The organism is Roseibium algae, assembly GCF_037783265.1.
GTDB classification, from domain to species: Bacteria; Pseudomonadota; Alphaproteobacteria; order Rhizobiales; family Stappiaceae; genus Roseibium; species Roseibium algae.
In genome coordinates this window covers 59,382-81,528 of sequence record NZ_JBAKIA010000005.1, presented here as the reverse complement: position 1 = coordinate 81,528, position 22,147 = coordinate 59,382, and the positions used below count along the sequence as shown (strand labels likewise).

Sequence of the window (22,147 nt, the reverse complement as noted above, 5' to 3'; positions counted from 1 at the left end):
CGCCGAGATAATGAAAGCATCGCCGGACGGGCGTACCGTTGGTGTGCGGCATATTGGTGTGATCATGGATGGCAATGGCCGTTGGGCCAAGGCGCGCGGGCTGTCCCGGTCCGAAGGTCATCGCCACGGTTTGGATGCGCTGCGGCGCATGATCCGGCATTCGGTAACAATTGGCCTCGAGTACGTGACAATCTACAGTTTTTCATCTGAAAACTGGAGCCGTCCGGAGACCGAAGTCAGCTTTCTGATGTCGCTGTTGCGGCGGTTTGTTCAGCGCGACCTGTCTGAAATACACAAGGCGAATGTGCGTATTCAGGTGATCGGAGATCGTGAAGGGCTGGAGCCGGGTATCCGGAAGTTGCTAATTGATTCCGAAGACATGACACGGGCAAACACGGGTATGACACTTGTGATTGCCTTTAACTACGGCGGACGCGACGAAATAACCCGGGCTGTCAAAAGCCTGGCGCGCGATGCCGCCGCCGGGACACTCGACCCAGATGCAATCACCAGCGATATGATCGGGTCTCGTCTCGATACCGTTGGTATCCCTGATCCGGATCTGATTATTCGCACCAGCGGTGAAATGCGCTTGTCCAATTTTCTCATGTGGCAGGCAGCTTATTCCGAGTTCTATTTCTGCCAGTGCCATTGGCCCGACTTTGACGAAGCTGAATTCGATCTTGCCCTGGCCGATTTTGCGGGTCGTGAGCGCCGATTTGGCGGCCTGAATGCAAAAGCGCTCTGAATGGCAGAGGCAGGGCAAAATGGCGGGCAGAAATCGCAATCAAAGATGTCTGATCTGAAGCTGCGGGTGATCTCAGCCGCGATCCTTGGGCCAGCGGTTCTGGCTATTGCTTATTTCGGCGGATTACCATTTGTCGCCCTTGTGTTGGTCGCTGCTGTTCTTTTCCAACATGAATGGTTCTCGATCACAGGGACGCATGATCGCAGTGCACCTGCGTTGATTGGCTATGGCGCGCTGGTGGCTGCTGTTGCCGCTTGCCTCTTAGATCAGCCCTTTATCGGTCTTGTCATCGTTGCTCTTGGAGCGATGGGTGTTTATAGCGCAGGCCGCTTCAATCAAGCCGCCCGTTGGGGAGCAGAGGGCATCATCTATTCGGGGCTTGCTCTTCTGTCCTTGATGGCTGCTCGTGTTGGCGAAAGCGGTCGTGTTTTTGTTTTCTTTCTCCTGATCGTGGTCTGGGCAACAGATATATGTGCCTATTTTGTCGGACGTTATGCGGGCGGCCCGAAACTTTGGCGCCGCGTATCTCCCAACAAGACCTGGTCTGGCGCGCTTGGCGGGTTGTTCTTTGCCGTTGTGCTCGGCGTTGGCTTTGCTGCGATAGCGGGGCAGATGGATCTGATCCGGTGGGGCCTTCTGGCTGCAGTGCTCTCCATTTTCTCCCAAGGGGGTGACTTGATGGAATCTGCGATCAAACGCCGGTTTGATGTCAAGGATTCCAGTGGCCTTATCCCTGGTCATGGCGGCATTATGGATCGCATCGATGGTCTGGTTGCTGCTGCAATTCTTGCTGCGGCGCTTGGGCTGATGTTCGGAGGCCGTCTTGGTGATCCTATTGCCGGGCTCGGCTTAAGCTGATCACTGGTTGAGGTTCTTCTTCAACAGAAAGTTCTCGACTTGGATATTTCCTCGACCCCCAATACCAATCCCGGAAATCAGACTGGCGAGCGGCTCCGATTGACCATTCTGGGCGCAACAGGATCCGTCGGGCTTAGCACACTTGATATTGTGCTTCGTAACCCGGAGCGGTTCGAAGTGGTTGCTTTGGTCGCTAATTCCAGCGTTGAAGACTTGGCCAGATTGGCGCGGCAGGTTGGTGCTCAATGCGCTGTTGTTGCGCGTGAAGACAAAGGTCGTGAGTTGACCGCAGCTCTATCTGGCAGTGGCATTGAGTGTGGCTGCGGGGAGGCGGCGGTCTTCGAGGCGATAGATCGTCCTGCTGATATGGTTGTTGGAGCGATTGCCGGAGCTGCTGGATTGAAGCCGACCTTGCGGGCGCTCAAGCAAGGGCGGGCGGTTGCGCTGGCGAACAAGGAATGCCTTGTTTCGGCCGGAGATCTCTTCATGTCGGAGGTTGCGCGCAACTCGGTCACCTTGCTGCCACTGGACAGTGAGCACAATGCGATATTCCAGGTCTTTGAGACCGGGAATGCCGAGCACGTTGAAAAAGTGATTTTAACGGCCTCTGGAGGGCCATTCCGCACCATGCCTCTGGCTGAAATGCAGAGTGTTACGCGGGAACAGGCGCTGAAGCATCCCAATTTCGACATGGGCAGCCGGATCACCATAGACAGTGCGACCATGATGAACAAAGGCTTTGAGGTTATTGAAGCTTTTCATTTATTTCCTCTATCGAGTGACCAGCTTGATATCCTGGTGCATCCTCAGCAAGCAGTTCATGGTCTGGTTCAGTATCGTGATGGCTCGCTATTGGCCCAGATGGGTGCGCCTGACATGCGCACGCCAATCGCCCATTGTCTGGCTTGGCCAAATCGTATGGATGTGCCGGTCGAGCGGCTTGATCTGGCAAAAATATCAACACTGACCTTTGAAGCACCTGACTATAACCGGTTCCGCTGTCTGTCACTCGCGCTTCAGGCCATGAAGCGGGGAGGCGGTGCTACGGCTGTTCTCAATGCGGCTGATGAAATTGCTGTCGCGGCGTTTTTGGATCGTCGGATTGGTTTCATGGATATTCCGGCTGCAGTCGAGTTTTGCCTGGACAAGCTGGATAAGGCACATGGTGGGCGCCACATGGTGGATGTTGATGATGTTCTGTCAGTGGATGCGGAGGCTCGCCTCATATGCCGCGACTGGGTTGCCGCAAGATAACAGATGACTCGTTCTGTGTACTTTGAGGGTAAAAAAGGTAGCAACCTTTAACCCGCCTTAATTGAAAAGCCTATATGTTGTAATCAACAGCACCCTTTAGACGCCGTATCAGGATCACGTAATGGAACTTTTTTCGTCGGCCTATGACATTCTGATCGGCTATATCGTGCCGTTTCTTTTTGTTCTGACCATCGTCGTTTTCTTTCATGAGTTGGGGCACTTCCTTGTCGCGCGTTGGTGCAGTGTCAAGGTTGATGCCTTTTCTGTCGGATTTGGTCGTGAGATCTTCGGCCGAAATGACAGCAAGGGTACGCGCTGGAAATTGTGCATGATCCCGCTTGGTGGATATGTGAAATTTGCAGGCGATGAAAACGCAGCCAGCGTTCCTGATCGGGAGCGGGTCGCCGCCATGAGTGATGAGGAACGCTCGGGTGCTTTCATTGCAAAGCCGGTTTGGCAGCGTGCGGCAGTCGTTGCTGCTGGTCCAATCGCCAACTTCATTCTGTCGATTGTAATCTTCTCGATGATCTTCATGACGTTTGGCAAGATCGTGACTTTGCCGATTGTCGAAACTGTTCAAGCTGAAAGCGCGGCAGAAATTGGAGGACTTCAGTCTGGTGACCTGATTTTGTCTGTCGACGGGAAAGAAATTCCAACCTTTGCTGATTTGCAGCGCATTGTATCAGTGAGTGCTGATGTGCCGCTCTTGCTGGAGGTTGAGCGTGGGACATCTGTTGTGACCCTGACAGTGACCCCTCAGTATCGTGAATTGACTGATCGGTTCGGCAATGTTCAGCGTCTTGGGCTTCTGGGTGTGTCGCGTAGCCCGCAAAAGGAAGACTTGATTCAAAAGACCTATGGCCCGCTTGAAGCCGTGGCTGCCGGCACGAAAGAGACTGTATTCATCGCAGAGCGTACCTTGGATTATCTTTGGGGGGTGCTTTCTGGTCGTGAGGCTGCAGATCAGCTTGGTGGACCAATTCGTGTGGCGCAGGTGTCCGGTCAGGTGGCCACGCAGGGGATTATCCCACTGCTAAGCCTTGCTGCCGTCCTGTCGATTTCAATTGGCTTGCTGAACCTGATGCCGATTCCCATGCTGGATGGCGGGCATCTCGTTTTCTACTTTGCAGAGGCTGTGCGTGGAAAGCCACTGAGTGAGCGGGTTCAGGATATCGGATTTCGGATCGGAATCGGACTTGTTTTGTTGTTGATGGTCTTTGCGACATGGAATGACGTTGTTCATCTTACGAAGAGCTAGCGTTCTCGCCTGAATGTAAAAAAAGCGTGGAAATGACCGTGGCATCGTCGCAACGCATTCAATTGAAATCTGTTTTGGGCCGTTCGCGTAGTTGCGTAATCGGCAAAAGGCTGTAAAAAGATTTCTGATGCTGAGAATCTGGGGTGACCCATGTGCTCTGGCATATGGGAATTTGAAAACAAAAAGGCATAGCGCACCAATGCAGCGATTGCAGAAATTTACTCGTGCCGTAGTTCTTGCGGCTGCCGTGTTTTCCACGGGTGCGATTCTTCCAGATACGTTTGGGCCGTTTTCGGCGACGACAGCTGAAGCTGCGGTTGCCCGTAATATCGTGGTTCGCGGTACAACGCGGATCGAGGAAGAAACTGTTCTCAGCTACATGACGATCCAGCCTGGCCGCTCGTATAGTGCTGCTGATGTTGATGAATCCCTGAAGGCGCTGTTTGCGACCGGGTTGTTCGCCGATGTCAAGATTACTCCGCAGGGCGGTAATGTAGTGGTGACGGTGACTGAAAATCCAATCATCAACCGGGTTTCCTTCGAAGGGAACAAGAAGCTCAAGAACGATGCCTTGAAAACTGCAGTGCGCTCGACCGAACGTTCGATGCTGACGCGCGCAAAGGTTCAGTCGGACGTTCAGAATATTCTGGAAGCTTATCGTCGTTCTGGCCGTTATGGCGCTTCCGTTGAGCCAAAGATCATTGATCGCACAAACAATCGTGTCGATCTGGTTTTTGAAATCAACGAAGGCGAAAAGACCGGCGTCGAGCACATCACCTTTATCGGCAACTCTGCGTTCAGCGACGGCCGCTTGCGCGATGTGATCAGGACGCGTGAAAGCGGATTGCTGAGCTGGTTGCGCAGCACTGACACATATGACCCAGATCGTCTGTCAGCCGATCAGGAGCTTCTACGTCAGTATTATTATAAAAAAGGCTATGCTGATTTTCGCATCGTTTCGGCATCTGCTGACCTTGATCGCGAGCAAAACGTTTTCCATGTGACCTTTACGGTTGAAGAGGGCGATCAATACACGATTAGCGACGTTGAAGTTGTTTCGTCTCTTGCTGAGGTGGATGCTGAAGATCTGCGCTCTCAGGTTCGCACAAAGTCAGGTCAGACATTCAATTCCCTGCGTGTTGAGCAGAGTGTTGAAGATATTACGGTCAAGGTTGCCGAAAACGGTTACGCCTTCGCTCAGGTTCGTCCACGTGCGTCTCGTGATTACGAGAACAAAACGATGTCGCTGACCTACTATATCGAAGAAGGTCCACGTGCTTACGTGGAGCGTATCAACATCATCGGCAATGACCGGACACGTGAATATGTAATCCGTCGCGAGTTCGATCTAGCTGAAGGCGATGCATTCAATCGGGCTCTCGTCGACAAGGCTGAGCGTCGTTTGCGGAACCTGCAGTTCTTCGAGAAGGTAAGCGTTACGACAGCTCGTGGGTCTTCTCCTGATCGTGTTGTCATCAACGTCTTTGTTGAAGAAAAAGCCACTGGTGAAGTTTCCTTCGGTATTGGGTATTCGACATCCGATGGCGTGATTGGTGATGTTTCCATCACGGAAAAGAACTTTCTCGGTCGTGGTCAATTCGTAAAGCTCGCAGTGGGCGGTGGCGCTGACACGCAGACTTACGAATTTGCTTTTGTCGAACCATTCTTCCTTGGTCGCCGTATTGCTCTTGATCTTGATGTTTACAAGAAAGTGACGGATGCAAACGATTACCGGTCATATGATGAAGACCGGATCGGTGGTGGCTTCGGCTTCTCCCTTCCATTGCGTGAAGAAGAACTGACGCTTCGTCTCTTCTACAAGATCTTCCAGACCAAGATGACGGATCCGGACAACTTGGCGACCGGCCTTGGGGATTGTGCTAATAACCCGGACCTTTCTCCTGCGATCTGTGACTCCCTCGGAACGTACGTAACATCGCTGGTTGGATATAAGCTGGTTCATAATACCTTGGACAACAACTTGAACCCAACAGACGGTCTGTTTGCGTCCTTTGGTCAAGAGTTCGCTGGTGTTGGTGGAGATTCCTTCTACATCAAGACAACTGCAGAAGCTCGTGCTTACAAAGAGCTGCTTGCTGACTACGGTGTTGTTGGTAAGGTCAGCCTCAAGGGCGGCCACATTACGGCTCTTGCTGACGAACGTCTTCGGGTATCCGAGCAATTCATGGTTGGTGGTGACTTGATCCGAGGCTTTGAAAACCAGGGTATCGGACCCCGTGATGCCACGACGCAAGATGCGATTGGAGGAACAGCGTTTATCGCGGCGACGGTTGAGACAACATTCCCGTTCCCGGCAATCCCGGACGAGTTTGGCCTCAGTGGTGCTGTTTTCGCTGACGCAGGTTCTGTCTGGGACGCTGATAAGGACCTCATTAAAGCTGTCGGCTCAAATCGGGTCATCTCCAACGGGTTCGATCTTCGGGCATCTGTTGGTGCCGGTATTCGCTGGAGTTCTCCTTTTGGACCGCTGCGTGCTGACTTTGCATGGCCGATCATGAAAGAAGACGCTGATAAGACTCAGGTGTTCCGCTTGAGTGGCGGCACTCGGTTCTAACTGAGCCTGATTTGTGAGATAAGACGGTCGCCTCATCCCGGCGGCCGTTTTTTTATTGAGAGAGCTTGATGTCTGACCCTGTATTTTTTTGCTCACCAGATTCTGTTACCCTTGGCACTATCGCTGAATGGGCTGATGCGGAAATTGTTCGGGGTGACAAGGACTTGATGGTCTCCGGTGTTGCTCCGGTGGAAGATGCCGCGCCCGGATCCCTCGTTTTCTTTGACAATACGAGCTATCTCGACAAGCTTGGCGAGACCCGTGCTGCTGCCTGTTTGGTTGGCCGCAAGCATAAGGACAAGGTGCCGGAAGGGGTTGCTGTCCTACTGTGCCGTGAGCCTTATCGCTCCTGGGCTTTGGTATTGGCCAAGCTCTACCCGGCGGCTATGGTGCCTCGGCCTGTTACTGGAAGCGGTATTTCCGATCGAGCTGTAGTTGACCCGTCAGCAAGTCTTGAGGAAGGCGTTGTTGTGGAGTCAGGAGCTGTGATTGGCGCGAATGTTGATATCGGCTCTGGCACTGTTGTTCGCGCCAATGCTGTCATTGACGATGGTGTGTGCATTGGCAGGGATTGCGTTATTGGCGTGAATTCATCCGTTCAACATGCCTTGATCGGTAATCGTGTGTATGTGCATCCAGGCGTCTGCATTGGTCAGGATGGCTTTGGATATGCTATGGGGCCTGGTGGCCACCTCAAAGTCCCTCAGATCGGCCGGGTGATTATTCAGGATGATGTCGAGATCGGAGCAAACACCACCGTTGATCGGGGTGCCAATCGGGACACGATGATCGGTGAGGGGACCAAGATCGACAATCAGGTTCAGATTGGCCACAACGTGGTGATTGGCAGGCATTGCGTTATCGTTTCGCAGGTCGGCCTTTCGGGCAGCTGTACGCTGGAAGACTTTGTTGCTATCGGCGGCCAAACTGGTGTTCGCGGGCATGTGACGATCGGCATGGGCGCACAAATTGCAGGCGTGAGTATTGTGAACGACGATGTTCCAGCAGGTGGACGCTACGGCGGAACGCCAGCCAAGCCAGTTAAACAATGGTTCCGTGAGCTTGCAGCCATTCGTAAATTGGCTGAACGTGGAACCACAACCTAAATCGGGTCTTGGATCGACCCAAAGATGTCAGGGCGCATCCGGCGCCAAGGGGCTTTAAGATGGACGACACAGAAAAAAAGACACTCGATAGCGTAGATATCATGCGGATAATGGAAGTTCTGCCGCACCGTTATCCTTTCCTGATGATCGACAAGATCATTGAAATGGATGGTGATGACAGCTGTATCGGGATTAAGAACGTCACCATTAATGAACCGCATTTTACGGGACATTTTCCAAGCCGCCCGATCATGCCTGGTGTGTTGTTGATTGAAGCTATGGCGCAGACTGCCGGTGCTCTGTGCGTTCATGCAAAGGGGAAGGATAGCCCGCCTCAGTTGGTCTATTTCATGACCATCGACAAGGCGAAGTTCCGCAAGCCGGTCGTGCCTGGTGATCAAGTGCATTTCAATGTGAAGAAAATTCGCCAACGGGCAACGATCTGGAAGTTTGATGCCGTTGCCACAGTTGATGGCGTCAAGGTTGCAGAAGCTGAAATCAGCGCCATGTTGGTGGATGCGTGAGGAAATAATGACCGATATCCATCCGACTGCGATTATTGAAGACGGTGCTGTAATCGGAGACGGCTGCCGGATTGGTCCTTACTGTGTCATTGGCCCGAAAGTCCAATTGGCTGCCGATGTCGTGCTGGAGTCTCATGTTGCATTGGCCGGCCGTACAAGCATTGGAACGGGGACGCGGATCTTTCCCTTTGCCAGCATTGGACATCAACCACAAGATCTCAAGTACTCTGGCGAAGATACACGTCTAGAGATTGGTGAGAACAATCAGATCCGCGAGCATGTGACCATGAACCCGGGCACGGTCGGCGGCGGCGGTGTGACCAAAATCGGCAACAATGGCCTGTTCATGATGGGCGCACATGTGGGGCATGATTGTCTCGTCGGTGACCATGCCATCCTGGCAAACAACGCAACGCTGGCTGGCCATGTCGAACTGGCGGATCATGTGATCATGGGTGGCCTCAGTGCTGTGCGCCAATGGAGCCGCATTGGGACTGGTGCAATTGTCGGCGGCATGACTGGTGTTGAGTTTGACGTCATTCCCTTTGGCTCCGTCATTGGAGACCGTGCGCGGCTGGCAGGTCTCAATCTGGTCGGGCTCAAACGAAAGGGATTTCCGCGCGAGCAGATCCATGCACTTCGGGCAGCCTATCGGGCTATGTTCGAAGGTGAAGAGGGTACTTTGCTTGAGCGCGCTGAACGTTGTGCTGCTGAGGCGGATGACCAGTCTTTGGTGCGCGTTGTGACTGATTTTATTTTGGAAAAAGAAAACCGCCGTTTCTGCACGCCGCGTGACGGCGACTGAGCCTGCGGTGATGGTTGTCAGCTCCAAAGGCCCTGAAATGACCCGGACCGGCGCAGATAATGCGCCGGTCGCTGTCATTTCCGGCAACGGCAGTATTCCGCTGCAAGTGCTCGAAGCACTGGAAGCACGTGGTCGGTCCTCCCTGATCGTTGGTATCCGGGGCGAAATTACTGCCGGTGTCGCTGAACGCGCTGATATTACCCTCGGCTGGGGTGAAATCGGACGTCTTTTTAGAGCATTATCAAATACTGGATGCCGCGAAGTTTTATTGATCGGTGGTGTGTCAAAACGGCCAGATTTTGCTTCTATTGTGGGAGATCTTGGCACATTGAAGCGTTTGCCCCGAATCATCAAGGCATTGGTCGGAGGGGACGACAGTCTCTTGACCAAGGTGATCGGGTTGTTTGAACTGGAGGGCTTTTCGGTGGTTGGCATCAAGGATATAGCACCTGAAATTCTGGCTGGATCCGGCCAGCTTGGTGCTGTTGGTCCGAGTGCTGCTGGACGTGAGGATCTGGCGCTAGCAATCGAGGCGACACGTCGGCTTGGCGACCTGGATATCGGGCAGGCAGCTGTCGCGCTTGGTGGTCGGGTCATCGCAGTTGAAGGAGCCGAAGGCACTGACGCCATGTTAGAAAGGTGTTCTTCGCTTTTACAGAGCGGTCGGGTGCGTGCGAAGGGGCGCTGCGGTGTTCTTGTGAAGGCGGTGAAGCCGGGACAGGACCTTCGCGTAGATCTTCCAACTATTGGACCGAAAACAGTTGAGCTGGCGATTGCAGCAGGGCTTGAGGGCATTGCCGTGGAGGCTGGTGGCGCATTGATCGCAGAGCGTGTTCTGACTATTGCTGCTGCTGACCAGGGAGGGCTGTTTCTCTTCGGGTTTGAGGCAGGGACAGAGGCCGAATGAGCGCGCAGCGCCCTGTAAAGATCGCCATCGTTGTGGGCGAGGAATCTGGTGACCTCTTGGGCGCACGTCTTATGGAAGCTCTTCAGGGGCGCCTTGGTGAGAGAGTATCTTTTTGCGGTCTTGGCGGCGCGCGCATGCAGCGACTTGGGCTGTGCACTCTGTTTGATATTTCAGATATTTCTGTGATGGGGCTCTCAGCTGTCATGGCACGTTTGTCTATTATTGTCAGACGAGTCTACCAGACAGTCGATGCGATAATTGCCGAGAATCCTGATGTGCTGGTCATTATTGACAGCCCTGATTTCACACATAATGTCGCCAAGCGGGTGCGTAAGCGTGCTCCGCATATTCCAGTTGTTGGTTACGTATCGCCATCTGTATGGGCATGGCGATCTGGCCGTGCAAGCAAGATGAAGGTCTATGTTGATGAACTTCTTGCGCTTCTGCCATTTGAGCCAGATGTTCATCGGAAGCTAGGAGGCCCAACAACCCATTATGTCGGCCACCCACTGATTGAGCGTTTTGCAGAATTACGGCCCGCTGATGGTGAACGAACGCCCATATCGAATGACAAAAAAGTTCTATTGGTGCTGCCAGGAAGCAGAGGCAGCGAAGTTGATCGTTTACTTACTGATTTTGGTGAGACCATTGGGCTGGTGAGTAAGCGGTTTCCGGATCTGGAAATCTTACTGCCAGCTGTCCCTCATCTTGAGGAAAAAATTCGCTCTGGTGTTTCAGATTGGCCTGTGAAACCTCACATTCTGATTGGCGAGGAGGCTAAATATGCAGCCTTCAGACGCGCTCATGCAGCCCTTGCCGCTTCAGGTACAGTTTCCCTTGAATTGGGGATATCCGGTATTCCAATGGTCGTGGCTTACCGGGTGGACTGGTTCTTCCGCCGATTGAAGCAGTTGAATAGAATTTTCAAATTTGCAGGTGTGACGTCCATGGTGCTGCCAAACATCATTCTGCAGCGAAATGTAGTGCCGGAGTTCTTGGATGAGGATGTTCGCCCTGCTGCTCTGAGGGATGTGCTTTTGCTGCTTCTGCAAGATACACCACAGAGGCAAGACCAAATTGATGGGCTCCGCGCACTGGATCATGAGATGCAGCTTGAACATGGCGGATCTCAGAGTGAAGCCGCTGCTGATGTCGTTGTTCAGGTCTTGAACCGTCACGGCTAGAGCCATGTGCCTTGGCCGGTGCGCGCTGTGCAACCGGCCGCTGATCTTGTCTAGAGCTTTGACATCTAGAACATATATGTATTTGATCCAGATATGAAAAAGGGCGCCGTTGGGCGCCCTTTTATATTTGCAGGTTAAAAACGCGCTGTTAGCGCTGTTCCACCTGGATGTAATCGCGCTTGGTCGAGCCTGTGTAAAGCTGACGCGGGCGGCCAATACGCTGGGATGGATCTTCAACCATTTCTTTCCACTGTGCGATCCAGCCGACGGTGCGGGCCAGTGCGAACAGAACAGTGAACATGGTGGTCGGGAAGCCGAGAGCACGCAGTGTGATGCCGGAATAGAAGTCGATGTTGGGGTAGAGCTTCTTTTCGACAAAATACGGATCGTTCAGGGCGATCTTTTCAAGTTCCATCGCAATGTCGAGGAGCGGATCGTCCTTGATGCCAAGCTCACCGAGAACTTCGTGGCAGGTCTTCTGCATGATTTTAGCGCGTGGATCGTAGTTTTTGTAGACCCGGTGGCCAAAGCCCATCAGACGGAAAGGATCGTTCTTGTCTTTTGCGCGAGCCACATATTCTGGGATGCGATCCACGGAGCCGATTTCGGACAGCATGTTCAGGGCTGCCTCGTTTGCTCCGCCGTGGGCAGGACCCCAGAGACAGGCAATGCCAGCTGCGATACAGGCGAACGGGTTGGCTCCGGAGGAGCCAGCCAGACGGACTGTCGATGTGGACGCGTTCTGCTCATGGTCTGCATGGAGAATAAAGATGCGGTCCATGGCGCGCGCCAGAACTGGGTTCACCTTGTATTCTTCGCATGGCACTGCAAAGCACATGTGCAGGAAGTTTGCCGAGTAGTCGAGATCGTTACGTGGGTAAACGAACGGCTGACCAACATGGTACTTGAACGCCATCGCGGCGATTGTCGGCATCTTCGCGATCATGCGAAGCGAGGCAATCATGCGCTGATGCGGGTCGGAGATGTCTGTTGAATCGTGATAAAATGCAGACAGGGCACCAACAACACCACACATGACAGCCATCGGATGAGCGTCGCGGCGGAACCCGGAGAAAAAGCGGGACATCTGCTCATGGATCATCGTGTGATAAGTCACACGGCTGACGAAATCATCCTTCTGGGACTTGGTCGGCAGTTCTCCATAAAGAAGCAGGTAGCAAGATTCCAGGAAGTCACCGTGATCTGCGAGCTGGTCAATCGGGTAGCCGCGATACAGCAGTGTTCCTTCATCTCCGTCGATATATGTGATCTTGGATTCACAAGATGCTGTCGATGTGAAGCCCGGATCATATGTGAACATGCCGGTCTCTTTATAGAGCGCGGAGATGTTCACAACAGACGGGCCAACGGATCCCTCAAGAACCTTGAAATCGTGCTCTGCACCCTCAACGTTCAGTTTGGCGTTGTTTTCGGCCATTCAGGTAACCCCTTTTCAGAAACTCTTTGCAGCATTCAATTGAATGACGGCGGCGTTCTTTCATGGTGAACGTGCCCTGCAAGATGCAGCTATTGAAATGATCGCGTTCTGCGTATCCCATTTGTTGCATGGCCGCAAGTTGATGGTTCTATCGCTTTTGCTTCAAGTTATTAAATCGGCTGAAAACCTAGCGTAAACCATTTTGCTGCTTTGCATCACTTTGTTCGCTTATGAGGCTTGGTCCGCAATTCGGCCGAGAGATTCTTCTCGTCCGAGAGCGACTAGAACGTCATAGATTCCAGGTGAAGTACCACGGCCTGTGAGGGCAGCACGTAGCGGCTGAGCCACCTTGCCCAGCTTGATTTCTTTTTGCTCGGCATAGGCTTTGACAGCCACTTCAAGTGGCTCGGCTGACCAATCTGCCACACCATCGAGAATGGATGTGAGATCAGAAAGAATGGCAAGCGCTGACTCGTCCAGAACTTTTTTGGCCTTCTCATCGCATTCGAGGGGGCGAGTGCGCCAGAGATAGCTTGCGCTTTCGGTCAACTCGACGAGTGTCTTCGCACGTTCTTTCAAACCGGGCAGGGCGGTCAGAACCGTTGCCTCATTTGTGCCGTCTGCCATCCAGGCAAGGACTGTGTCACCACCTTCCACATGGGCCAGACACGCCTTCCAGTGGCCCAGGAGCTCCTTATCCTCAGTGCTGCGCATGTAATGGCCGTTGAGGTTCTCCAGCTTCTTGAAGTCGAAACGGGATGCGGACTGACCAACAGAGTCAAAGCTGAACAGCTTGACCATGTCTTCAATGGAGAAAAATTCTTCATCGCCGTGGCTCCAACCCAGACGAACAAGATAATTGCGCATGGCCTGCGGCAAATAGCCAAGTGCGCGATAGGCCTCTGCGCCGGTTGCACCATGACGTTTGGAAAGCTTTGCGCCGTCCGGGCCATGGATGAGCGGAATATGTGCCATCTTGGGCACATCCCAGCCAAGAGCCTGAAAAATCAGGGTCTGGCGGGCAGCATTGGTCAAATGGTCGACACCGCGAATAATGTGAGTGATGCCCATGTCATGATCATCGACCACCACTGCCAGCATGTAAGTCGGCGTTCCGTCAGAACGGATCAGAACCAGATCATCCAGATCTTTATTCGGGATGACAACGCGGCCCTGCACCATGTCATCCACCACGGTTTCACCAGTCTGTGGAGCTTTCAGGCGCACCACCGGATCAATGCCTGCGGGAGCTTCGGAGGCATCACGGTCGCGCCATGTGCCATCATAGCGTGGCGGGCGGCTTTCAGCTCTGGCCTTTTCGCGCATCTCGTCGAGTTCTTCCGGTGTGCAATAACAGCGATAAGCCGTTCCATTTGCCAGCATCTGCTCGACAGCAGCCTTGTGGTTCTCAACACGGGCAACTTGAGACACGGGATCACCGTCCCAATCCAGGCCAAGCCAGGACATTCCGTCCAGAATGGCGTCAACGGCTTCCTGGGTCGAGCGCGCCTGATCCGTGTCCTCGATGCGCAACAGCATTTTTCCACCATGATGCTTTGCAAACAGCCAGTTGAACAGGGCTGTGCGGGCACCGCCAATGTGCAGGAAGCCGGTTGGGGAAGGAGCGAAGCGTGTGACGATCTGATTGGCCATGGTGATTTATATAGGTCTCTGACAGAATGAGGAATTGGGCGACAAGCCGCCTTGTTGGCGGGGTCTTAGCATAGGCTTGTGAAAGTCCAAAGAGGTGGAAGGGGATTTGGCCGTGGGAGGTGCCGATCCGCTGTCTGGCGCGCGCGCCGGGACCGATGGAAATACCGGTAGCGCAAAGGACGAGCGGACTGATCAAAAAGATGTTGCGGGCAAGAGGCCTGCCACACCTGTCCGTCGGCTAGCTGAAATACTCAAGGCGTTTAGGAGTGCTGCCAAATCTGGTCGTGTTCATGACTGGAGTGACCGGCCTATCCGCTATTCTTCGGACCTAAAGGAGACATCTGCTCGTGGGCTGCAGTCTTCGCCGTCTCATCCTGGACAGAGCCGGCCTGCCGCTGTCGAGGAACAGGGCCTGCTTTGGGGCGGTTTTGCATTTTCAATCGGTATCCTGATTTACATGGCTTTGCCCGCCGAGCCGAGCTTTTGGGCGCTTGCAGGCCTGTTCCTTGTACTTTTTTTCATACTGATTCCAGGCATTGTTCGAGGGCGCTCCGGCATCTGGGCGTTGCTCATTCTCGCCGGTTTTGCAGGCACTGCATGTGCCTCTTTGCGAACCCTGCTTGCTGAGGCGCCGAGGCTGGCCGTAGCGCGAACCGTGACCTTGGAAGCAAGGGTCATTGATCGACAAATGACAGGGCGCGGTCCGCGTCTTGTCCTGTCTGTACTGGCTTATGAGGATCGGGGAACCCGTCGGTTGCCAGGAGATCCGGTCGGCGCTGGAAATCTTCCCGAGCGTGTGCGTCTTTCCGCGCCAAAAGCCGCAGATGTGCGTATTGGCGATGGTTTGCGTATGAAGGCTCGATTGTTTCCGCCCTCAGGGCCAGTGCGACCGGGCGGATATGATTTTTCCTTCTGGGCCTATTTTCAAGGGCTGGGAGCGACCGGGTTCGTTTACGGCGTTCCGGTTCCTGTTGATTTTGGGCCTATGCCCACGAGCTTGTGGTTCCAGCGTCAGCTTGATGATCTGAGGTCTGGTATCGGCAGGCAGATCCGAAGTGCTTTGGAACCTGGCGACAGCGCAGAACTGGCGGCGGCCTTGCTGGTGGGCGATCGGAGCGGCCTGTCAGATGAGACCGAGGATATCCTCAGACAAGCCGGTCTTGCCCATGTGCTTGCGATTTCCGGGTTGCATATGGCGCTTTTTGCTGGCGGAGCCTATGCAGCCATCTTGCTCGTCCTGAGTTTTTGGGAAGCAATAGCCTTACGATGGCCTTCTCATAAACTTGCTGCCTGTGTGGCTCTTTTGGCAGCGATTTTTTATCTCGGCATTTCGGGAGGGTCTTTGGCCACACAACGATCCTTTGTGATGATCGGGCTGGTTTTTCTCGGGCTGATTGTTTCGCGAAAGGGGCTGACCCTCCACAGTGTAGCCCTGGCTGGGCTTCTGCTGTTGATACTTGCCCCTGAGCGATTGCTCCATCCAGGATTCCAGATGTCGTTTGCTGCCGTGATTTGTCTTGTGGCCGTCTATGAAACTTGGAGAACCAGCTCGGCAGGACGTGGCGTTCAAGCCTTGTCTATGCGCCCCAGGTTCTGGTCGCGTATCGGTTGGCAGACCATGTTGTTCTGGGGCGGGTTGACGGCGACTGCTCTGGTCGCAGGTTTGGCAACAGGGGTGATCGGTGTTCATCATTTTGGCCGGATCGCTCCCATGGGTGTCATCGGAAACCTGCTGGGCATGCCTGTGTTCACGCTGCTGATCATGCCGATGGGAGTTCTCGCTCTGGTCTTGATGCCCTTTGGCCTGGCCAGCTTGCCGCTTCAGGTGATGTCCGCCGGGTTAGATGTCCTGCTTGGCTTTGCTGAATGGACAGCAAACCTGGATATTGGGCAGGATCATGTGTCACCGCCCGGTGCCAATGTCACCTTGCTCCTGATGGCCGCTTTGTTCCTTGGTGTTCTGGCGCGCGGCTGGATCAGATTGGGCGCATTGCCTTTGGGTATTATAGCGGGCGCATTTCTTGTGTTTGACCGTCCGCCGGACATTCAGATCTCTGAAAAGGGCGCGATCATCGCAGCAAGAGGAGCCGATGGGATCTTGCGTTTCAGCGCAAAGCGGGCAGGGTTTGAGACAGACATATGGCTGCAGCGGGAAGGGTTGCCAGAGGATGCCTTTTCGGTCCAGAAAATGGGCACGCCTCAGCGCAGGTGTGACCCCTATGGCTGCGTCTATCTGGCTTATGCGCCCATGAGGACTGGTTCCCTAATGGCATCTGACAGGACCGGGAGCCTTGTTTACAAGCCTGTGCCCATACGCATTGCGATGCCTCAGAAGGCCGAGGCACTGGCGATGGATTGCATCGAAGCAGATATCATTGTGACCGAGCTGACAGTTCCAAAAGACTGTGATGTCAGTCTGGTTATCGGTGCTGCTGAACGGCGCGCGCACGGTGCCCTCTCACTTTGGCTGGAAGCAGCAGATTGGCCTGCGTCCAATGACCGATCTGTTGGAGGGGGCAACGGCAAATCGCAATTGACCAACAAAGAGCCGACTGAAAACTGGCTTCTGGGCTTTACCAGCAGCGTAATGAACTTGGTGTTTGGCAAGACGAGCAGAATGGTTCCTGCATCAAATGTTAATAAGGATCATGCTGCCGCTTCAGACAGTGTTAGCGTAAAAACTCCGCCCAAAACTGTCATAACAAAGTGGCTGAGTGCGAAAACCCGCCCGCCACGCCCTTGGCATAGGCCACGTCCCTGATGCTGGCCACATTCTGAAGGACACCTCATGCCTCCAAAATTTCGCACCATTGAGCAGCCCTGGAATCAGCAACAGACCACAGCTTGGTTGTTGCCTGGTTAAACGCCTGCCCATCAAAGTATCATCGCGCACTTGCAAATATAAAAGATGCAGATGTCAGTACTTGCGAAACAATGCAGACAGCCGACCCTGAACCTTAACGCGGCCTGGCCCAAAAATGCGGGTTTCATAAGCTGGATTGGCGGCCTCCAATGCAATGGAAGCACCTTTTTTACGGAGGCGTTTCAGTGTTGCCTCTTCATCGTCAACAAGGGCCACGACAATGTCGCCACTCTCGGCAGTTTCCGTACGTCGGATCAAAACCGTGTCTCCATCCAGAATCCCGGCCTCGATCATGGAATCTCCTCGCACTTCCAGCGCGTAATGTTCGCCCTTGCCAACGAGCTCAGGCGGAACGGTGATCGAGTGGCTGTGGGTCTGGATCGCCTCAATGGGAACACCTGCTGCAATGCGTCCCATCACAGGTATTTCGATGCCAGTAGCTTCCGCTATGGGGGAGGGCGCAGGTGCCGCTGCAGTCTTGCCAAGAGATCCTTCGATGACCTCAGGTGAAAAACTGCCGCGCGGCGGGGGAGAACCCAGACCGGGGGAAATTGATTCGGGCAGACGAATAACCTCCATCGCCCGTGCCCTGTTGGGCAGGCGACGAATAAATCCGCGTTCTTCCAGCGCCGTGATGAGCCGATGAATACCGGACTTTGAGCGAAGGTCGAGGGCATCCTTCATTTCATCAAAGGAAGGTGGAACCCCGGTTTCCTTCAATTTTTCTTGGATGAACATCAGCAGTTCATATTGCTTGCGCGTGAGCATCGTCAACTTCTCCAATGCGAACCGGCTGGGTACAAATCATGAACGTACCATAGCTGTTCTCACTGTGTTCCACAAGCCTTAATGTTCTGTTTCTGTCCCATGCAGCTTTAGAGTTGAATCACAGTAAGTTTCTGGCCTTTGAGTTCTTATGGGCCATGTACTGATGCCTATAAGTTCAATTGAATTTCGTGCATGCTTAAAAGTCGACTTCAGCTGATGCTTTTATCCCGGTGGCTGTTGTCTGATTGCGGATCCTGTTTGTTTCGGTGTTTGAAAATCTGAGCAAAGTCATGCAGATCGCAGAAGCCGAGATTTTAAAGATATTTCTTTTCTTCGTTCTAAAATCAACAAACGTGATGCGTATCGTCAGGTGATTAGGTTTTGACGAAGGTGAGTTTTGGAGGGCTTTGCTTTCACCTATCGCTGTTGGCTAGGAGTTTTCAACATCATCAAAACGAACCTGACTGCTGTTCTGGGTGCCAGAAGTAAGGCGGGTTCGGTCTCGATCTGCAGTGATAAAAAACAATTGTCTGATCAAAAATCTTTCTAATTTGACCGCCGCCTTTCAGACAAGGGAGACTTTCAGGGCGAAAAAGCGCGGGCAACGCGCACGCTCCCGACCTAAGAGGATCTTCAAATGTTTTCCAAATTCGCCACAACTGCGGCAATGATATTGGCGTTGACCGCATCGTCGGCTCATGCAGAGACTTGGCGCATGGCCACCAAGATGCCGGTCGACAGTCCCGAAGGCCAAGTCTTTCAAAAGTTTGCTGACCTGACCAAGGAATATACCGACGGCAAGTTGACCATTCAGGTGTTTCCGAACGAGCAGCTCGGCAAGGAAGATGCGGTTCTGGAACAATTGCAAGCCGGCATCGTCAATATCTATGCCGAGGGCTACAGCTACATGAAAAAATGGGCGCCGGAGTTGTCCTGGACGTCCCCGGCCTTCATGTTCGATGACTATGACCATTGGGTCCGTTTTATGGGATCGGACTTGGTTACGGGTTGGTTCGACAAGGCAGCGGAAGTTTCGGGTGTCAAACCACTTGGCAATCCTACAGCTGTTCTGCGTGGACCGTTCCGGGTTATGGTTTCAAACAAACCGGTAAACTCTCTGGCAGACGTGACTGGCCTGAAGTTGCGCATGCACCCTTCAAAACTTGCCATCGCGACATGGTCAGATCTGGGTGCTGAAGTGATTACGTTGCCCTGGACTGAAGTATATCAGGCGATTCAGAAGGGCATCGTGAATGCGGTGAATTCTCCAATCGCATTGGTTCAATCCATGCGCTTCAACGAAGTCGCCTCCTACATCAGCCGAACAGATGAATATTGGCAGTCGATCGGGTTCATCATGAACCTGAAAGCCTATGATGCCCTGGATGAGAGCACACAGGCCGGGTTGCTCAAGGCTTATAATGAAGCTGGGGCTTATTCGCGTGAAGTCATGTTTGAAGTTGCCGACAAAAGCATCAAGAGCATGAAAGATGCAGGGGCAACATATGTCGTGCTCGATACAGCGCCTTTCGTTGATAAGCTGAAGGGCTTTTACGCCGAAATGGAATCAAGCGGCGAAATGCCTGCAGGTTACATGGCGGCAGTCGAGGCAGCGCGGACCGCGAAATGACCCCGGAAAATTTCGAACCGGAGGGCGCGCTTCAGCGTGCCCTCTTTCGCCTCGACACGCTGAACTGGCGTCTTGGAGGTGTCTTCATCTTACTGTGCAACATCTGTCTTCTTGCCATGCTGGGTTTGACGACCTTGACGATTGTCGCAAGGCCTTTTGGCTGGTCGGCCTATTGGATATGGCCCTGGACGATGGTCTTCTTTGTCTGGCTGAGTTTCTTCGGGTTTTTCGCTATTTTTGTGCGCCTCAAGGACGTTCGCATTGACTTCCTTGCCAACCGGATAGGCACGGCCGGTTATGCGGTGACCCGAAGCCTGTCTGATCTATGTGCCCTGGGCGTTTGTTTTATTCTCCTTCAGCAAATGCCAACCGTGCTGGCAACGTCGACCGGCGTTGTGGATGGTGCGATATTTCCAGGTGGCAAGGAGCTGATGCGCCAGGCCCTTTCAGTGCCATTGTTCATCTCCGCCATCCTGATTTTTCTGACCGCTCTTCTCGACCTTGCCAAGCAATTTGCCGGGATGCCTGAAAACATATCGATCCACCACCCGGAGGTCTGACGCATGGCCTATATTCTCTTCGGCTCCTTCATGGCGCTGATCCTCCTGCGTGTTCCGATTTCCATCGCCATCGGTGCCGCAACTCTTGTCACTTTCCTGACCTCTGATTTCTCCAACGCCCTGCAAATCATCCCGCAACAGATGCTCGAGGGGGTGAACAAGGCATCCCTGACTGCTGTGCCATTCTTCATTATGGCTGGAAACCTGATGAACGCCTCCGGCGTGACAGAGCGGATTTTCAACTTCGCCAATGCTTTGGTCGGGCACTTGAAGGCAGGTCTGGCCCAGGTGAACATTCTGTCCTCGATGATCTTTGCAGGTATTTCAGGTGCCGCAGTGGCCGATTGCGCAGGGCTTGGAGCCATCGAAATCAAGGCGATGCGCGAAAATGGTTATCGCGGTGACTTTGCTGCTGCCGTCACCGTTGCCTCGTCCGTGGTCGGGCCATTGATCCCGCCTTCGATCGGGCTGGTGCTCTATGCGTTTCTGGCTCAGCAGTCGATTGAAAGAATGTTCCTGGCTGGTCTGGTTCCGGGCCTTGTGGTCGGACTTGCCCTCATGACCTATGTACGGATTGTTGCGCAATTCCAGAACTTCCCAACACAACCACGGGCAACCGTCTCTCAGGTTGCTGGCACCGCCAAACATGGCTTCCTGGCTCTCATGGCCCCGGCGATCATCCTTGGATCCATCATGTCCGGTTTCGTCACCGCGACTGAGGCCGGAGTTTTAGCTTGTCTTTATTGTATCGCACTGGGGATCTGGTATCGCGAGCTTACCATGAAGGGCTTCATGACGGCGCTCACTGACAGCGCGATGATGACAGCTGTGATCATGATCATCATTTCATTTTCCATTGCCATGGGTTGGCTTCTGGCGATTGATTTGACATCGCAAAAACTAGCCGATGCGATTTTCGCCCTGACAGATGACCGCAATGTCTTTCTAGCCCTTCTACTGATCTTCATCATCATGGTTGGCTGTGTGGTTGAGGGTGTGCCTGCCAAATTGATCCTGGTGCCCACTCTTTTGCCAGTCATCGATGCATACGGGATCGACCGGGTGCATTTCGGCATCATCATCCAGCTAGGCTTGCTGATCGGCATTGCGACACCTCCGATGGGCATTGGTCTCTACATTGTTGCGGAGGTCGGACGTCTGCGGTTCGAGAAGGTGGCGCTGGCCGTATTGCCCTTCCTGATTCCGCTGATCCTTGTGTTGATCCTGATCACCTATGTGCCAGGCATGGCCACCTTTTTGCCGGACCTGATCCTGGGTCCCAATCTTCAATAATCTCGCCAATAGATTCGAAAGACGTACAATGAGCAATCTCATCTACAAGATAAATCCGATGCCAGAAAAAATCCCGCAGGAGAAGCTGGATCGTCTTGCAAAGCTGGAAACAGCAACCATCGGCCATTTCTATCACTACGGCTTTGCAGCACCTGCAATACAGCCAGTGCTGCGGGGAAAGACGATTGCCGCAACGGTCTGTACGCTGGCCATTCCGGGCCTTGATTCAACGCTTCTACATCATTGCCTGAGCGACGTTGGTCCAGGGTATTTCCTTGCCGTTGACCGTCTTGGCGACACCAAATACGCCTGCTGGGGTGGAGGGGTGACACGTATGGCTGCGATGATGAAGCTTGAGGGCGGTTGCATTGACGGCCCTCACACAGACACTTTGGAAATTGAAGACCAGGATTTTCCCATGTGGTCTCGTGGTCCGTCTCCGGTGACGACACGGCTTTATAATTCCGGTGGTGGGTTCAATATTCCCGTTTCAATTGGTAGTGCAGCAGTTCTGCCGGGCTACGCAGTGCTGGCAGATGACTGCGGCGTACTCTTTATTGCGCCTGAGGATCTGGATGAAGTGCTTACCGTGGGCGAGGAAAAGACGGCAAGAGGCGCTGTTGGCGAAGCCAAGATCACCGCAGGCACTCATCTGGGGCAAATGTCAGGCGCGAGCGCCATGGTGGCAGAAAAACTGGGATCTTGAAGCGATGTTCTTGTCCG

18 protein-coding genes are annotated in these 22,147 nt (G+C 53.5%); 15 read left to right on the top strand and 3 right to left on the bottom strand.

Features of this window, described 5'->3' with window-relative positions; translation table 11 throughout:
• The first annotated feature begins 10 nt into the window (after window positions 1–10).
• The 10 genes from V6575_RS09330 (at window position 11) to lpxB (ending at window position 11,219) form a co-directional block, all read left to right on the top strand.
• The gene (locus V6575_RS09330; RefSeq protein WP_340274354.1) at window positions 11–748 is read left to right on the top strand and encodes an isoprenyl transferase; all 738 of its coding nucleotides are present in this window, start codon (window positions 11–13) and stop codon (window positions 746–748) included.
• A gap of 45 nt (window positions 749–793) precedes the next feature.
• Entirely contained in the window at window positions 794–1,606 is an 813-nt protein-coding gene (locus tag V6575_RS09325; protein WP_340274034.1) for a phosphatidate cytidylyltransferase, read from the top strand.
• A 45-nt stretch (window positions 1,607–1,651) separates the two neighbouring features.
• Entirely contained in the window at window positions 1,652–2,860 is a 1,209-nt protein-coding gene (gene dxr, locus V6575_RS09320; RefSeq protein WP_340274353.1) for a 1-deoxy-D-xylulose-5-phosphate reductoisomerase, read from the top strand.
• Window positions 2,861–2,981: 121 nt separating this feature from the next.
• Window positions 2,982–4,118 carry an RIP metalloprotease RseP gene (gene rseP, locus V6575_RS09315; protein ID WP_340274033.1) on the top strand — a complete coding sequence of 379 codons (1,137 nt, stop codon included), beginning with the start codon at window positions 2,982–2,984 and terminating at the stop codon, window positions 4,116–4,118.
• A gap of 199 nt (window positions 4,119–4,317) precedes the next feature.
• Window positions 4,318–6,693, top strand: coding sequence for an outer membrane protein assembly factor BamA (gene bamA, locus V6575_RS09310; RefSeq protein ID WP_340274032.1), 2,376 nt, complete (start codon window positions 4,318–4,320; stop codon window positions 6,691–6,693).
• 68 nt (window positions 6,694–6,761) lie between these two features.
• The gene (lpxD, locus tag V6575_RS09305; protein WP_340274031.1) at window positions 6,762–7,799 is read left to right on the top strand and encodes a UDP-3-O-(3-hydroxymyristoyl)glucosamine N-acyltransferase; all 1,038 of its coding nucleotides are present in this window, start codon (window positions 6,762–6,764) and stop codon (window positions 7,797–7,799) included.
• 59 nt (window positions 7,800–7,858) lie between these two features.
• A complete protein-coding gene (gene fabZ, locus V6575_RS09300; RefSeq protein ID WP_340274030.1) occupies window positions 7,859–8,323 on the top strand; it encodes a 3-hydroxyacyl-ACP dehydratase FabZ in 465 nt (154 codons plus the stop codon).
• A gap of 7 nt (window positions 8,324–8,330) precedes the next feature.
• Complete coding sequence (gene lpxA / locus V6575_RS09295; protein ID WP_340274029.1) at window positions 8,331–9,128, top strand: acyl-ACP--UDP-N-acetylglucosamine O-acyltransferase; 798 nt, start codon at window positions 8,331–8,333, stop codon at window positions 9,126–9,128.
• The gene (locus V6575_RS09290) at window positions 9,115–10,035 is read left to right on the top strand and encodes an LpxI family protein (protein ID WP_340274028.1); all 921 of its coding nucleotides are present in this window, start codon (window positions 9,115–9,117) and stop codon (window positions 10,033–10,035) included. Before lpxA ends, V6575_RS09290 begins: the two co-directional genes overlap by 14 nt.
• Entirely contained in the window at window positions 10,032–11,219 is a 1,188-nt protein-coding gene (gene lpxB, locus V6575_RS09285; protein ID WP_340274027.1) for a lipid-A-disaccharide synthase, read from the top strand. Before V6575_RS09290 ends, lpxB begins: the two co-directional genes overlap by 4 nt.
• Before the next feature lie 148 nt (window positions 11,220–11,367).
• Here the strand turns inward: lpxB and gltA are convergent, their stop codons facing one another.
• Together gltA and gltX are read right to left on the bottom strand one after the other, a co-directional pair.
• Window positions 11,368–12,657 (bottom strand): citrate synthase, encoded by a 1,290-nt coding sequence (gene gltA, locus V6575_RS09280; RefSeq protein ID WP_340274026.1) that lies wholly within the window; start codon window positions 12,655–12,657, stop codon window positions 11,368–11,370.
• 228 nt (window positions 12,658–12,885) lie between these two features.
• Window positions 12,886–14,310, bottom strand: a complete 1,425-nt coding sequence (gltX, locus tag V6575_RS09275) for a glutamate--tRNA ligase (RefSeq protein ID WP_340274024.1) — start codon at window positions 14,308–14,310, stop codon at window positions 12,886–12,888.
• 112 nt (window positions 14,311–14,422) lie between these two features.
• Between gltX and V6575_RS09270 the strand changes: the two genes are divergently transcribed.
• Window positions 14,423–17,071: a ComEC/Rec2 family competence protein gene (locus tag V6575_RS09270; protein WP_340274023.1), complete on the top strand. Its 2,649-nt coding sequence runs from the start codon at window positions 14,423–14,425 to the stop codon at window positions 17,069–17,071.
• A 156-nt stretch (window positions 17,072–17,227) separates the two neighbouring features.
• On the opposite strand, the gene lexA is transcribed toward V6575_RS09270, so the two are convergent.
• Entirely contained in the window at window positions 17,228–17,941 is a 714-nt protein-coding gene (lexA, locus tag V6575_RS09265) for a transcriptional repressor LexA (protein ID WP_340274022.1), read from the bottom strand.
• A gap of 637 nt (window positions 17,942–18,578) precedes the next feature.
• On the opposite strand from lexA, the gene V6575_RS09260 reads away from it, so the two are divergent.
• The 4 genes from V6575_RS09260 to V6575_RS09245 are packed head-to-tail and all read left to right on the top strand — an operon-like array spanning window position 18,579 to window position 22,130.
• Window positions 18,579–19,571 carry a TRAP transporter substrate-binding protein gene (locus V6575_RS09260; protein ID WP_340274021.1) on the top strand — a complete coding sequence of 331 codons (993 nt, stop codon included), beginning with the start codon at window positions 18,579–18,581 and terminating at the stop codon, window positions 19,569–19,571.
• On the top strand, window positions 19,568–20,131 hold the full coding sequence (locus tag V6575_RS09255) for a TRAP transporter small permease (RefSeq protein ID WP_340274020.1): 564 nt from the start codon (window positions 19,568–19,570) through the stop codon (window positions 20,129–20,131). Before V6575_RS09260 ends, V6575_RS09255 begins: the two co-directional genes overlap by 4 nt.
• A 3-nt stretch (window positions 20,132–20,134) precedes the next feature.
• Window positions 20,135–21,424, top strand: coding sequence for a TRAP transporter large permease (locus V6575_RS09250; protein WP_340274019.1), 1,290 nt, complete (start codon window positions 20,135–20,137; stop codon window positions 21,422–21,424).
• Window positions 21,425–21,452: 28 nt separating this feature from the next.
• Window positions 21,453–22,130 carry an RraA family protein gene (locus V6575_RS09245; RefSeq protein ID WP_340274018.1) on the top strand — a complete coding sequence of 226 codons (678 nt, stop codon included), beginning with the start codon at window positions 21,453–21,455 and terminating at the stop codon, window positions 22,128–22,130.
• Window positions 22,131–22,147: the final 17 nt, after the last annotated feature.